Origin of the sequence: Streptomyces scabichelini (assembly GCF_011045015.1) — a bacterium.
In the GTDB taxonomy this organism is placed as follows: domain Bacteria; phylum Actinomycetota; class Actinomycetes; order Streptomycetales; family Streptomycetaceae; genus Streptomyces; species Streptomyces scabichelini.
The window spans coordinates 1-12955 of sequence record NZ_JAAKZY010000104.1 but is presented as its reverse complement, the minus strand read 5'-3'; the positions used below and the strand labels follow the sequence as shown (position 1 = coordinate 12955).

Annotated in this window: 17 protein-coding genes and 1 riboswitch; of the genes, 9 read left to right on the top strand and 8 right to left on the bottom strand. The window is 70.2% G+C overall.

Annotation, left to right across the window (positions count from 1 at the left end):
• Positions 1–33: 33 nt before the first annotated feature.
• Positions 34–1224 carry an 8-amino-7-oxononanoate synthase gene (locus G5C60_RS28450; RefSeq protein ID WP_165263790.1) on the top strand — a complete coding sequence of 397 codons (1191 nt, stop codon included), beginning with the start codon at positions 34–36 and terminating at the stop codon, positions 1222–1224.
• Here G5C60_RS28450 and G5C60_RS28445 read toward each other — a convergent pair.
• Entirely contained in the window at positions 1205–1432 is a 228-nt protein-coding gene (locus G5C60_RS28445) for a DUF397 domain-containing protein (RefSeq protein WP_165263789.1), read from the bottom strand. The genes G5C60_RS28450 and G5C60_RS28445 overlap by 20 nt on opposite strands.
• Positions 1433–1441: 9 nt before the next feature.
• Positions 1442–2299 carry a helix-turn-helix domain-containing protein gene (locus G5C60_RS28440; protein WP_165263788.1) on the bottom strand — a complete coding sequence of 286 codons (858 nt, stop codon included), beginning with the start codon at positions 2297–2299 and terminating at the stop codon, positions 1442–1444.
• A 286-nt stretch (positions 2300–2585) separates the two neighbouring features.
• On the opposite strand from G5C60_RS28440, the gene G5C60_RS28435 reads away from it, so the two are divergent.
• Positions 2586–3020, top strand: a complete 435-nt coding sequence (locus G5C60_RS28435) for an ATP-binding protein (protein WP_165263787.1) — start codon at positions 2586–2588, stop codon at positions 3018–3020.
• A 25-nt stretch (positions 3021–3045) separates the two neighbouring features.
• Here G5C60_RS28435 and G5C60_RS28430 read toward each other — a convergent pair whose 3' ends face one another.
• Positions 3046–3963 carry a LysR family transcriptional regulator gene (locus G5C60_RS28430; protein WP_165263786.1) on the bottom strand — a complete coding sequence of 306 codons (918 nt, stop codon included), beginning with the start codon at positions 3961–3963 and terminating at the stop codon, positions 3046–3048.
• 94 nt (positions 3964–4057) lie between these two features.
• Between G5C60_RS28430 and G5C60_RS28425 the strand changes: the two genes are divergently transcribed.
• A complete protein-coding gene (locus tag G5C60_RS28425) occupies positions 4058–4681 on the top strand; it encodes a LysE family translocator (protein ID WP_165263785.1) in 624 nt (207 codons plus the stop codon).
• Between the two features lie 42 nt (positions 4682–4723).
• Here G5C60_RS28425 and G5C60_RS28420 read toward each other — a convergent pair whose 3' ends face one another.
• The 4 genes from G5C60_RS28420 to G5C60_RS28405 all read right to left on the bottom strand — a co-directional run bounded on the left by G5C60_RS28420 (position 4724) and on the right by G5C60_RS28405 (position 7371).
• On the bottom strand, positions 4724–5308 hold the full coding sequence (locus tag G5C60_RS28420; protein ID WP_277611386.1) for a DUF6328 family protein: 585 nt from the start codon (positions 5306–5308) through the stop codon (positions 4724–4726).
• Between the two features lie 80 nt (positions 5309–5388).
• A complete protein-coding gene (locus G5C60_RS28415; RefSeq protein WP_165263784.1) occupies positions 5389–5862 on the bottom strand; it encodes a C40 family peptidase in 474 nt (157 codons plus the stop codon).
• A gap of 3 nt (positions 5863–5865) precedes the next feature.
• Positions 5866–6030: riboswitch (cyclic di-AMP (ydaO/yuaA leader) on the bottom strand.
• Between the two features lie 389 nt (positions 6031–6419).
• Positions 6420–6728 (bottom strand): hypothetical protein, encoded by a 309-nt coding sequence (locus G5C60_RS28410; RefSeq protein WP_165263783.1) that lies wholly within the window; start codon positions 6726–6728, stop codon positions 6420–6422.
• Between the two features lie 7 nt (positions 6729–6735).
• Positions 6736–7371 carry an ATP-dependent Clp protease proteolytic subunit gene (locus G5C60_RS28405; RefSeq protein WP_165263782.1) on the bottom strand — a complete coding sequence of 212 codons (636 nt, stop codon included), beginning with the start codon at positions 7369–7371 and terminating at the stop codon, positions 6736–6738.
• Between the two features lie 70 nt (positions 7372–7441).
• On the opposite strand from G5C60_RS28405, the gene G5C60_RS28400 reads away from it, so the two are divergent.
• Positions 7442–7720: a type II toxin-antitoxin system Phd/YefM family antitoxin gene (locus tag G5C60_RS28400; protein WP_165263781.1), complete on the top strand. Its 279-nt coding sequence runs from the start codon at positions 7442–7444 to the stop codon at positions 7718–7720.
• A 201-nt stretch (positions 7721–7921) separates the two neighbouring features.
• Here G5C60_RS28400 and G5C60_RS28395 read toward each other — a convergent pair whose 3' ends face one another.
• The gene (locus tag G5C60_RS28395) at positions 7922–8944 is read right to left on the bottom strand and encodes an ABC transporter permease (protein ID WP_165263780.1); all 1023 of its coding nucleotides are present in this window, start codon (positions 8942–8944) and stop codon (positions 7922–7924) included.
• Positions 8945–9071: 127 nt separating this feature from the next.
• Between G5C60_RS28395 and G5C60_RS28390 the strand changes: the two genes are divergently transcribed.
• From G5C60_RS28390 to G5C60_RS28370, 5 genes are all read left to right on the top strand, one after another.
• Entirely contained in the window at positions 9072–9701 is a 630-nt protein-coding gene (locus G5C60_RS28390) for a TetR/AcrR family transcriptional regulator (protein WP_165263779.1), read from the top strand.
• A 134-nt stretch (positions 9702–9835) separates the two neighbouring features.
• On the top strand, positions 9836–10138 hold the full coding sequence (locus G5C60_RS28385; RefSeq protein ID WP_055614092.1) for an urease subunit gamma: 303 nt from the start codon (positions 9836–9838) through the stop codon (positions 10136–10138).
• Between the two features lie 16 nt (positions 10139–10154).
• Positions 10155–10466 carry an urease subunit beta gene (locus tag G5C60_RS28380; RefSeq protein ID WP_165263778.1) on the top strand — a complete coding sequence of 104 codons (312 nt, stop codon included), beginning with the start codon at positions 10155–10157 and terminating at the stop codon, positions 10464–10466.
• Positions 10459–12180: an urease subunit alpha gene (locus G5C60_RS28375; protein WP_165263777.1), complete on the top strand. Its 1722-nt coding sequence runs from the start codon at positions 10459–10461 to the stop codon at positions 12178–12180. The genes G5C60_RS28380 and G5C60_RS28375 overlap by 8 nt, the downstream gene beginning before the upstream one ends.
• 11 nt (positions 12181–12191) lie before the next feature.
• Positions 12192–12866 carry an urease accessory protein UreF gene (locus G5C60_RS28370; protein WP_165263776.1) on the top strand — a complete coding sequence of 225 codons (675 nt, stop codon included), beginning with the start codon at positions 12192–12194 and terminating at the stop codon, positions 12864–12866.
• Positions 12867–12955 lie beyond the last annotated feature (89 nt).

The window sequence follows — 12955 nt, the reverse complement described above, 5'->3', positions numbered from 1 at the left end:
ACCCTCACGAAAGACCCTAGGCCCGGAGGACACATGGCCGGATCGCCGTTCGCGTGGATCGACGAACAGGCGCGTACGCGACGCCGGGCCGGACTCGTCCGCACCCTGCGCCCACGCCCCGCGGACTCCCCGCTGCTCGATCTCGCGAGCAACGACTACCTGGGCCTGGCCCGGCACCCCGAGATCACCGAGGCCGCCGCGCACGCCGCGCAGGTGTGGGGCGGCGGCGCCACCGGCTCCCGGCTCGTCACCGGCTCCACGGAACTGCACGCCGAACTCGAGCGCGAACTGGCCGAGTTCTGCGGCTTCGAGTCCGCGCTCGTCTTCTCCTCGGGCTATGCCGCCAACCTCGCCGCCGTCACCGCGCTGGCGCCGCACGGCTCCCTCGTCGTGTCGGACGCGGGCAACCACGCCTCGCTGATCGACGGCTGCCGTCTCGCGCGCGGCACCACACAGGTCGTCGCGCACGCCGACCCGGACGCCGTACGCAAGGCGCTCGCCACGCACTCGGGACCCGCCGTCGTCGTGTCCGACACGGTCTTCTCGGTGGACGGCGACGCGGCGCCGCTCGCCGAACTCGCGCGCGCCTGCCGGGAGTCCGGCGCCGGTCTGGTCGTCGACGACGCGCACGGGCTCGGCGTACTCGGCGACGGCGGCCGGGGCGCACCGCACGCGGCCGGGCTCGCGGGCGCAGGCGACGTCGTCACCACCGTCACGTTGTCGAAGTCGTTCGGCAGCCAGGGCGGCGCCGTCCTCGGCCCGGCCCACGTGATCGACCACCTGGTCAACGCGGCCCGCACCTTCATCTTCGACACCGGCCTGGCCCCGGCTGCGGCGGGCGCCGCCCTCGCGGCCCTCCGCCTGCTGCGCCGGGAACCCGAACGAGCCACGCGCGCGCGTGCCGTTGCCACGGCGCTGCACACCCGCCTGACGGCCGAGGGCCTCGAAGCGGTACGACCGGACGCCGCCGTCGTCTCCGTGCGCGCACCCTCCCCGGAGCAGGCCGTGCGCTGGGCGGCCGACTGCCGCGAGGCGGGACTGGCGGTCGGCTGCTTCCGTCCCCCGTCGGTGCCGGACGGCATCTCACGGCTGCGGCTCACCGCCCGCGCGGACCTCACCGACGAGCAGATCGACCATGCCGTACGGGTGATCAGCGAAGCTCGGCCGACCAGCGGAGCGCGACTGACCAGCGGAGCACAGCCGACTAGCGAAGCGTGGCGATAAAGCCCTGCCAGGCCGAGGGCGCGAAGAGCAGGGCGGGACCCGAAGTGTTCTTCGAGTCGCGCACCGCGAGGAGTCCGGCCCAGGGGCCGGAGCCCGGACGGGCCGTCTCGACGCAGTTGTTCATTCCCGTGCTGCGGCTGCTGCGCTGCCACCGCACACCGTGCAGACGGGTGCTCGAAGGTACGTACCGAGGCTGGGGGGTGGACATGGTGCCTCCTTACTCGCCGTCAGCTAGCCCGGCGATGAAACCCAACGATTCCTCGGGCGAAAGGGCGTGGATCTGAAGGGAGTTGAAGGCCTCGGCGTAGGCCCGGAGGTCCTCTTCCCGTTCGAGGTAAAGGCTACTCGTCAAGTGGTCTAGAACAACCACGTCCAGATCAGAAGTGGTCGGAAATGAAAAGATAACGAAAGGACCGGTCATCCCGACATGGGCGCCCCCACCGAAAGGCAGCACCTGAATCCGCACGTGAGGCAGCCGGGCCGCGTCCCGTAGACGCCTCAACTGCCGCGCCATCACCTCCGGCCCGCCGACCGACCGACGCAGCACTCCCTCGTCCAGGACCGCGCTCAGCCGGAGCGGCGTATTCGAACGCAGCACGTCCTGGCGGGCCAGGCGCACCTCCACGAGCGCGTCGACCTTGCCGTCCGGCAGCCCGTCCACGGCTGCCCGCGTCACCTCGCGGGCGTACTCCGGTGTCTGCAACAGCCCCGGGACCACGGAGTTCTCCAGGGTGCGCATCGCGCAGGCCTGGGACTCCAGACTGATGAAATCGCGGTACGTGGGCGGCAGCAGACCTCGATAGGCGTTCCACCATCGGTGCCGGCCGTCGCCGTCGGATCCCGCGAGTACGACGAGCAGTTCGAGCAGTTTCGGGTCCCGGACGTCGTACGCGTCGAGGAGTCGCCGTACGTCCGCCGGTTTGACCCCGCTGCGGCCCGTCTCGATCCGGCTCACTTTCGACTGGTGCCAGCCGACCAGCCGGGCGGCCTCGCCGCTCGTGAGGCCCGCGCGGGCGCGCAGCGCGCGAAGCTCCGCGCCGAGCTTGCGGCGGCGTACCGCGGGGCCGTACTGCATGGCCGTCTCCTTCCGACCGTCGCGCCGACGCTATAACGTTCGGCGTCACGCCGACGGTAGAAGACGAACCGGTCACCCGCCCGAACGACCACCCTCCGGCCCGCCCAAATACGGTCGGCCGTCGCAGAGTTCACCGCTTCGAGCGACAGATATATGCATATCTTGGTGGATCGCCACCGAGACCGGCGCGGTAGTGGCAGTCTGGCGCGCAGCACCAGTCCGGGACCGTACTCGAACCTCCGCTCCGTGTCGGACTCCGGTCCCGTGGGAAAGGGACGACGTCGCCATGGCAGACCACCTGGAAGCATCCGTCACTCTGCCGAGCGATCCCGCCTCGGTCTCCGCCGCCCGTACCTACGTCGCCAACGTCCTTGCCGAATGGGGCCTTCCGTCCGACACGGAACTCGCCGACACCGTCCGCCTCATCGTCTCCGAACTCGCCACCAACGCCGTGCAGCACACGTTCGGGCAGTCACCGACGTTCACGGTGGACGTCACGCTCGACCGTGACGAACAGTTGCGTATCGGTGTGACCGACAGCCATCCGCGCTTCCCGAAACGACTTCCCGCGGCCGTCCAGCAGGACAACGGCCGCGGCATGGTGATCATTCGCTTCCTGACCGCCGAGTGCGGGGGCAAGCTGACGGTCCGGCCCACTCGCGAGGGCGGCAAGACGGTGTCGATCATGTTGCCGTGGACGACGCCGGTGTCTGCCGACTGACCGGTGTCCGCCGACTGAGGGCCCGTCAGTTCTGCTGGGCCGCGCGGCCGAAAGCGCCGCGCAGCAGTGCGCGGAAGGCGTCGGCCGCGGGTGCCGTCTCGTCGGTGCGGTGGACGACCGAGATCGTGCGGCGCAGGTCTCCTGGTTCGAGGGCGCGCATGCTCACCGGAGTGGCGGCGGTCCTGGCGACCATCTCCGGTACCACCGCGACCCCGAGGCCCGCGCTGACCAGGGCGCACACCAGGGCGTAGCCGGGAGTCGCGACGAGGACCGACGGGGTGGCACCCGCCCGGGCGAGCGCGGCCTCCACACCCTGCCGGGCCGGGTGATCCGGCGCCATGCTGATCAGCTGCCGGCCGGCCAGCCCGGTCAGTGGAAGCCGGGACGAGCCGCTGGTCAGGGCGTGCCCGGGAGCGGTCACCAGCACCAACTCCTCGACCAGGACCGGCTCCGCGGACACGGCGGAGGGCAGCGGTACGGGCTCCGCCGGCTCGTAGCTGTGCGTCAGCGCCAGGTCCACCCGGCCCGCGGCCACCGCGGCGATGCCGTCCGGCGGCTCGTAGTCCGCCACGGTCAGCTCCACGTCGGGGTGCGCCCTGTGGAACGCGCTCAGCACCGGCGGCAGAAGGTGGATCCCGGCCGTCTGGAAGGTGCCGAGCCGCAGGATGCCGCCGGACAGCCCTGCCAGGCGCGCCAGTTCGTGCCGCGCCCGGTCCATCTCGTCCAGTACCCGCCGTGCCCTGGCCACGAGAAGCTCGCCCGCGCCGGTCAGCCGGGCGCCGCGGTGATGACGTACGAGAAGGGCCGTGCCCGCCTCCCGCTCGAGCTTGGCCAGCTGCTGGGAGAGCGCCGGCGTGGTGTATCCGAGGCGCTCGGCGGCACGGGTGATCGAGCCCGCCTCGGCGACCGCCACCAGTGCCGCGAGCCGCGTCGGGTCGTACATGCGACGGCCCTCCCACAGACTAAAGAGTTGCTTAAGGCAGATGAAGGATATTGCACATACCTGCTGAAGGCTCGGAGAGGGCACGCTGGTGCTCATGGACGGACAGCTCATCGCCTTCACAGGAATCGCCGCGGGCCTGGTGGCCATGCCCGGCGCCGACTTCACCGTCGTCGTGCGCAACGCCCTGGTCTCCCGCCGGGCCGGCATCGCGTGCGCGCTCGGGATCGCGGGAGCGCTGCTCGTCCATACGGCGCTGGCTGTCGCCGGAGTGGCCGCCGTGCTGACCGCCGTGCCCCCACTGTTCCGCGCGCTTCAGCTGCTGGGCGGCGCCTACGTCCTCTACCTCGGCGTACGGACACTGCACTCGGTGCGCAGGAGGCGTGCGGCGGGGACCGGCGATCCGCCGGTCGTGTCCGAGGCCGGAGCCCTGCGGCAGGGGTTCGTGACCAACGCCCTCAATCCGAAGGCGGCAGTCACCTTCCTCAGCCTGCTGCCGCAGTTCGTGCCGGCCGGAAGTCCCACGACGCCGCGGATGCTGGTGCTCGCGCTGATCGTGGTCGCACTCGCCCTGATCTGGTTCCCGGCGGTCGCCCTGCTCGTGGACCGGCTCGGCCGGTGGCTGCGCAGGCCGCGTACCGCCCGGGCCATCGAGGCCGTCACCGGCACCGCTCTCACGGCGCTGGGCCTGGGGCTCGTCCTCGAACCGCTGCGGGCCTGAGCCCCGGCCCGTCCGGCGCCACGGGAGGCCGGCCGTCAGGGTTCAGGAATCGCGCGGGCTCCGGCCGGCGCGCTTCACCAGCAACGGCACGACACCCCACAGACCGAGGCACACCACCAGGGTGCCCGCGCCCGCCAGAATCCCTCCGAGGCGGCCCGCCGTCACGTCCACGACCAGCAGGACCGACCCGGTGAGTGCGAACGCCAGCACGCCCATCCCGGCCTGGGCGAGATGCGAGGAGACGGCCACGATCTGAGGCTTGGCACCCTGCTGGAACAGCCGGCGGTGCAGAGCGGCCGGTGCCGTGAAGAGCACGGCGGCCAGCACGGAGAGCAGCAGCGTGGTGATGTAGGTGGCGCGTTGCACCGTGTCGAGGGACGGGAAGCGCGGCGTGAACGCGAGGGTCAGCAGGAACGCGAAGAGGATCTGTACGCCTGTCTGGGTGACCCTCAGCTCCTGGAGCAGCTCGGTGAAGTTGCGGTCGGCGCGTTCGAGAGGCGTCTCGTGCCGCTCCTTGGTGGGACGCCGGTCGGTGGGAGGTCCGTCGGCGGGACGCCCTTCGTCGGGCTGTCGCTCGTCGGGTTGTCGCTCGCTGGGTTCTCGCTCGCTGGGCTGTCGGTCGGCCATGGATCAATGAGTAACCCATCTGCGGCCCGCATCACGCCCCGTGGGGTGGCGGCGATGATCGTCGCCACCCCACGCGTGAGTCACCTGACCCGGCCGTACCAGACGCTCTTCGTCCAGATCTTCTGCAGCTTCACCACATCCCCGGTCTTCGGGGAGTGCCAGATCCGTCCCTTCCCGGCGTAGAGGCCGACGTGGTAGACGTTCCGACCCGAGTGGAAGAACACGAGGTCTCCCTGCTTGCGGTTCGAAGCGGAGATGTGGCGCGTCTTGTTGTACTGCGCCGCCGCTGTACGGGGGAGTTTCTTCCCCGCCTTCTTGAACGAGTAGAGCGTGAGCCCGGAGCAGTCGAAGCGCTTGGGCCCCGCGGCTCCCCACTTGTACGGGGATCCCTTCTTGGAGGCCGCCACCTGAAGTGCCTTCTTCGCAGGGGTGACTGCTACGGCGTCAGATGCGAAACCGGGGGCCACAACACTGCCCCCGACCACCGCGACGGTGAGAGCCGATGCGGTACCGGCCCTGGTCAACAGCGACGGGACACGATTGAGCGCAGTCATGCGCAACCCTTCGTCAGCCGCCTGTGAAGGATGACCTGTCGGATTCGGGCTGGCGAAGTTGCCCGGCCGCTTGCGCGGCTTCACCCCAAGGACCACTCGGATCTCTCCGGCGGCCCGTCGTGCTTGGGTCCTCCACTCCTGCCGATCCACTTCTGTCGACCCGTCATCCGGGCGGCGGCAGGACTCGGCGTCCGCCCGGACCGCCCCGCCGCTGCGGCGGGGGCTTGTCGTCGGAAGGGATCTTGACGCATGAATGTGAGAAAGTCCGAGCGGAATCGGTGATTTGTGGGGTTACTCACCACTCACCCGTTCGGGTGGACAGGTCTGTTTTCGAACGGCTGTCGAGGGGGTCGGGAGCCTCGCACCTGCACCGGAATGTCCGATTCCGGCGTGAGAGTAGGCGGGTTGCGCAACTCCTCTGGGCCTTTGAACGGTTGCCCGACTACATCAATCGGGGGTACATCATTTGGTCGGTTTCAAACCTTGCCCGGACGCCTCGTCAGCTGCCTGCGGGGCTCCCGGGCCGGTCTGTGTGCGTCAGCCGTCGGATGTGTGCGTCAGGCGTCGGAGCCGGGCGGCAGGACGACGCGGGCCGCCCGGCGTTCGCCGTCGAGCACCCGCAGCGCCCGCGTCAGGGTCGGGGCGTGCAGCTCGTGCTCACCCCGCTGGTGCATCAGGGTCAGTGCGTCACGCAGCGCGATGGCTTTGGCGACCAGGGCCTGTGCCGCGCGCAGTCCGCGATAGGTGTCCCCGGAGTGCGCCGGGTTGATCCGGCCGAGGAGATCGAGCACCTCCAGATAACGGTCGATCAGTTCGCCCTCTGCTCGGGTCAGGGCCGGCAGCGGGGGCAACTCGGGTGGGAGCATCCGGCCTTCACCTCGCGCCGGGTGCGGCCGGCGAGGCCTTGCGGCTGGGGATGATCCGGTCGACGAGTCCGTACTCCAGTGCCTCCTCGGCCTCAAGGATCTTGTCCCGCTCGATGTCCGCGCTGATCCGCTCCTTGGTCTGGCCCGTGTGCCGGGCGAGCATCTCCTCCAGCATCCTGCGGGTCCGCATCAACTCCTCGGCCTGGATGGCGAGATCGGACGTCTGTCCCTGCACCGGCTCGTGCAGCGAGGGCTGGTGGATCAGCACGCGTGCGCCCGGCAGCGCGGACCGCTTGCCCGGCGCGCCGGCCGACAGCAGCACCGCCGCGGCCGCCCCCGCCTGCCCCAGGCAGACCGTCTCCACTTCACAAGTGACGAACCGCATCGTGTCGTAGATGGCCGTCATCGCGCTGAACGAGCCGCCGGGGGAGTTGATGTACAGCGAGATGTCCCGGTCCGGCGACTGGTACTCGAGGTGCATGAACTGCGCCATCACGTCGTTCGCCGACGTGTCGTCGATCTGCGTCCCCAGGAAGACGATCCGCTCCTCCAGCAGCTTCGAGTACGGATCCATGGTCCGCTGCCCCGCGCTCGTGCGTTCGGTGAACTCGGGCAGGACGTAGCGGGCGGACGGTCGGGTCATGACACACGCCTCCTCCGGGTGAGGTCCTGTAAAAAATGTACAGGACGTACATGACGTTATGATGGGGAGCATGGCCTATGAGATTCCGGTGACGCAAGCCAGGGCTGAGCTCGCCGACCTGATCAACCGAGTGGTGTACGGCAATGAGCGCGTCGTCGTGACGCGGCACGGGAAGCCCCTTGTCGCCCTTGTCTCCGCAGCTGACCTGCAACGACTCGAGGAACTTCAGGACCCTGCCGAGGAGCAGGTGATCCGCGCCGTCTCCAGCGTCCGCGAGGTCACGTCCGCTCCCCGCGAACAGCAGCGCTTCGGCATCGCGGCGGAGCACCGGGGGCCCAACGCCTCGTAATCGGGGGCCCAACGCCTTGTGGGGTGCGGCACTTCGAGCACTTCGAGCAGTTCGAGAGGGTGCGGGACGTCGAGAGGCTGCGCCACCTCAAGATGGTGTGGTGCTTCGAGTGCGCGTGCTTCAGGCGCGCAAGAAGACCGTGCGCCCCCGTCCGCTACTGCGGGGACGCACGGTCGGTCCTGGATGGTGATCGGCTGACCGTCAGCCCACCGGGACGGGCTTCCGCTCGGCGGCGGGACTGGCGGCTGCCCTCGGGCGCTTGAGTGCGCTGCCCAGCAGGACCGCGCCAAGGCCGAGCGCCGCCCACCAGGTCAGCGTGAGCGCGGGACCGGCCGCGGCGGCTCCGTCGAAGAACGAGACCGAGCGCAGCAGTGAGGCGCCCGCCCCCGGCGGCAGCCACTGGCCGATCACGCCGACCGGCTCGGGCAGCATCTCGGGAGCCGAGCTCGCACCGGAGAACGGATTGCCGAGCAGTACGACCACCAGCGCGCCGAGGCCGATACCCGCCCGGCCGAGCAGAGCGGCGATGCCCGCGACGGCGGCACTCACCGCCAGCGTCGACAGGCCGAAACCGGCGGCCTCGGCCCACCAGTTCCCGGCGAGCACGCCCAGCCAGCTGTCGGCGATCGCGGCGGCCGCCAGACCGACGAGCACAGCGGCGCCGATCAGCGCCACGACCGCGCGCCAGCCGCGCAGTCCCAGCAGGGTCACCACGGCTCCCGCCGCGACTCCGGCCAGCGCCAGCGGAAGCACGCTCGAATTCAGCGCCGCCCCGCGCGGATCGTCGGCGGGGGCCGGCACCACATCGACGGTCTGCACCTGGGCGCCGCCCGCCTGTTGCGTCACCGACTGCTGGAGCATCTGGGCGACGACCGGACCCGCGGCCGAAGCGGTGAGCAGCTTCGGCCCCTGCTCGGTGACGACGACCGCTCCGTATACGGTCCGGTCCTCGATGGCGTCCCGAGCGGCACTCTCGTCGGCGTAGCGATGGACGTCGAAGGCGCCCTCACGCTTTTCGAGCTGCTGCTGCACCTGGGCCGTCGCGGTGGCGGGACCCGCCACGCCGAGCGGCAGATCGTGCGGCGCGGTACGGGACGCGGGCCAGGCGAACGCCCACAGTGCGAGGGCGACCAGGGCGGGGACGAGCACGATGACGGCGACGATACGGCGGCCCTGCGCCGGCCGTGGTCCTGTGCCAGTGGCTGTGGTCGAGGTAGCGGACATGGTTCCTCCCGGTTCCTTTCTGTTCCCCTGAAGTCAAAAAGAAGGATCGTTCGTTTTAGGTGCGGTGCCACCATCCTGCGGGTGCGCGGGGTTGTCAAGAAGGAATGTTCGTTTTACGTTTCTCACCATGGCCCGCGTATCCCAAGAACACCTGGACGCCCGCCGCCGTCAGATCCTCGACGGCGCGGCCCTCTGTTTTGCCCGCAACGGGTTCCACGCCACGTCCATGCAAGACGTGCTGAAGGAGGTGGATCTCTCGGCGGGCGCCGTCTACCGCTACTTCAGCGGCAAGGAGGAGCTGATCGTCGCGATCGTCAGCGAGGTGCTGGAGGAGGTTCGCGAAGGCTTCGAGGCGGCCGCCGGGCAGAGCCCGCCCCCACCGCCCGACGTGCTGGTGGGGAAGGTCATGAGCAAGGTCCTCGGCGCGAGGTCCGAGTTGATCCACGACGGCCGGCCCGTCTATCCCCGGCTGATCCTCCAGGTCTGGACGGAGACCCTGCGCAGCGAAGAGCTGTCGAAGCTCATCAACGACGGCTACGACAAGGTGCGGGTGGCGTGGATGAAGGTCGTCCAGGGCTATCAGGACGCGGGCATGATGCGGGACGACGTATCGGCCGAAAGCGTCGCGCGGACCATGATCTCCTTGGCCCAGGGCTTCGTGGCACACACAGCGGTATTCGGTGCTGTCCCCTTGGAGACGTTGCAGGAGGGGTTGCGGGGCCTGATGAGCATGGGGAACCCCGACGCACGGACATGAGCGGCCGGAGGCTGGTTAACGTCGCTGAAACGCCGTCCAATTAGCCTGCGCCTCCACGCCACCAGGGATTTTGCCCGGCGGCTGCGGCAACCGGACCCCGCACGGTCCGGAGCGAGGATGTGAGGTGGGACGCCGTGCAACTGACCCCGCACGAGCAGGAGAGGCTGCTCATCCATGTGGCCGCCGACGTGGCCGAGAAGCGCCGGGCCCGCGGACTGAAACTGAACCACCCCGAAGCCGTCGCGCTCATCACGTCGCACATCCTCGAAGGCGCCCGTGACGGCCGTACCGTGGCCGAGCTCATGGCCTCCGGGCGAAAGATCCTCACCCGCGAGGACGTCATGGAGGGCATCCCCGAGATGATCCACGACGTCCAGGTGGAGGCCACCTTCCCGGACGGCACCAAGCTCGTCACCGTCCACGACCCGATCGTCTGACGGGGGAGCGGCAGCCATGATTCCCGGAGAGATCCTGTTCGCCGACGGACCCGTCGCCTTCAACGAAGGCCGCGAGGTCACCCGGCTCACCGTCCTCAACGCCGCCGACCGGCCCGTCCAGGTCGGCTCCCACTACCACTTCGCCGAGGCCAACCCCGGTCTGGACTTCGACCGCGCCGCCGCGCGCGGCAAGCGCCTCAACGTCGCCGCCGGCACGGCCGTGCGCTTCGAGCCGGGGATCCCCGTCGACGTCGAACTCGTTCCGCTCACCGGCGCCCGTGTCGTGCCCGGACTGCGCGGTGAGACCGGAGGTGCCCTCGATGGCTGAGCTCTCGCGTGCCGCGTACGCCGATCTGTTCGGCCCCACCACCGGCGACCGGATCCGGCTCGCCGACACCGATCTGCTGGTGGAGATCGAGGAGGATCGTTCCGGCGGGCCCGGACTCGCCGGTGACGAGGCGGTGTTCGGCGGCGGCAAGGTCATCCGCGAATCCATGGGCCAGTCGCGTGCTACGCGCGCAGACGGCACTCCGGACACCGTCATCACCGGCGCCGTGATCGTCGACCACTGGGGGATCGTCAAGGCCGACGTCGGCATCCGCGACGGCCGGATCACCGGTATCGGCAAGGCGGGCAACCCGGACACGATGGACGGGGTGCACCCGGATCTCGTCATCGGGCCGGAGACGGAGATCATCGCGGGCAACGGGCGGATTCTGACGGCGGGGGCGATCGATGCGCACGTACATCTGATCTGTCCGCAGATCGCCGACGAGGCGCTGGCCTCGGGCATCACGACCCTTGTCGGCGGCGGCACGGGTCCGGCCGAGGGCTCCAAGGCCACCACCGTGACGCCCGGCCCCTGGCATCTGGCGCGGATGCTGGAGGCGATGGAGGAGTACCCGCTCAACTTCGGTCTGCTCGGCAAGGGCAACACCGTCTCGCACGAGGCGATGCTGTCGCAGATCCGCGGCGGGGCGCTCGGTCTCAAGCTGCACGAGGACTGGGGCTCCACGCCCGCCGTGATCGACGCCGCGCTGACCGTCGCCGACCGGACCGGCATCCAGATCGCCATCCACACGGACACGCTCAACGAGGCCGGGTTCGTCGGCGACACGCTCGCCGCGATCGGCGGGCGCGGCATCCACGCGTACCACACGGAGGGTGCCGGTGGCGGACACGCGCCGGACATCATGAGCGTGGTCTCCGAGCCGCACGTCCTGCCCAGCTCCACCAACCCGACCCGGCCCTACACCGTCAACACCGCCGAGGAACACCTCGACATGCTGATGGTGTGCCACCACCTCAACCCGTCCGTGCCCGAGGATCTGGCCTTCGCCGAGTCCCGGATCCGGCCCTCCACCATCGGGGCCGAGGACATACTGCACGACCTCGGCGCCATCTCGATCATCTCGTCCGACTCCCAGGCCATGGGGCGGGTGGGCGAGGTCATCATGCGTACGTGGCAGACCGCGCACGTCATGAAAGGGCGCCGGGGCGCGCTGCCCGGGGACGGACGCGCGGACAACCATCGTGTACGTCGCTATGTCGCCAAGTACACGATCAATCCGGCCCTCGCGCAGGGGCTCGCCCGCGAGATCGGCTCCGTCGAGACCGGCAAGCTCGCCGACCTCGTCCTGTGGGAGCCCGCCTTCTTCGGGGTCAAGCCGCATCTCGTCGTCAAGGGCGGGCAGATCGCGTACGCGCAGATGGGCGACGCCAACGCGTCCATTCCGACGCCGCAGCCGATCCTGCCCCGGCCGATGTTCGGGGCGATCGGCCGGGCCCCCGCGTCCAACTCCTTCAACTTCGTGGCGCCGCTCGCGATCGAGGACGGGCTGCCGGAGCGGCTCGGGCTCGGGAAGCGGTTCATGGCGATCGAGTCGACGCGTGGGGTGACCAAGGCGGACATGCGGGAGAACGCCGCGCGGCCTCAGGTGCGGATCGATCCGGACAGCTTCGCCGTGCACATCGACGGGGAACTGGTCGAGGCCACGCCGGCCGCCGAACTGCCCATGGCCCAGCGGTACTTCCTCTTCTGAGGGGCGTCATCATGTCCCGAGCCGCGCTTCTCGTTCTGGCCGATGGCCGCTTCCCCGCCGGTGGACACGCCCACTCCGGCGGGGCCGAGGCTGCCGTCAAGGCCGGGCGGATCACTGGGGCGGGGAGTCTGGAGGAGTTCTGCCGGGGGCGGCTGCACACGGCGGGGCTGGTGTCGGCGTCGCTGGCCGCGGCCGGCGCCCTCGGGCTTGATCCGGTCACCCTGGACGCAGCCGCGGACGCGCGCACGCCGTCGCTCGCGCTGCGGGTCGCCGCGCGGAAGCTCGGGCGGCAGCTGATGCGGGCGGCTCGGGCGACGTGGCCGTCCGCCGAACTCGACGCGCTGGCGCGGGAGTTTCCCAAGGGGGCCCATCAGCCGGTCGTCCTCGGGGTGGTCGCTCGGGCCGCGGGGCTCGGGGCGGTGGATGCCGCGTACTGCTCCGCGTACGAGAGCGTCAGCGGGCCGGCCACCGCGACGGTGCGGTTGCTCAGCCTTGACCCCTTTGATGCCACCGGGGTGTTGGCTCGGCTGGCCCCGGACCTGGATCGTGTCGCTGATCAGGCTGTGGAGGCTGCGCGGTGTGCCGTAGACGATGGGGTCGACGCACTGCCCGCGGCTTCCGCTCCGCTGCTGGAGATCAGTGCGGAGGTGCATGCGGCTTGGCCCGTGCGGCTGTTCGCGTCGTAGGAGGGGCCCGCGGCGGAGCCGCCGATGGATGCGGTCGCCCCCGCCGCCCCTACCCGTCCCATCCCCGGGGCAGAGCCCCGGGGATGGGA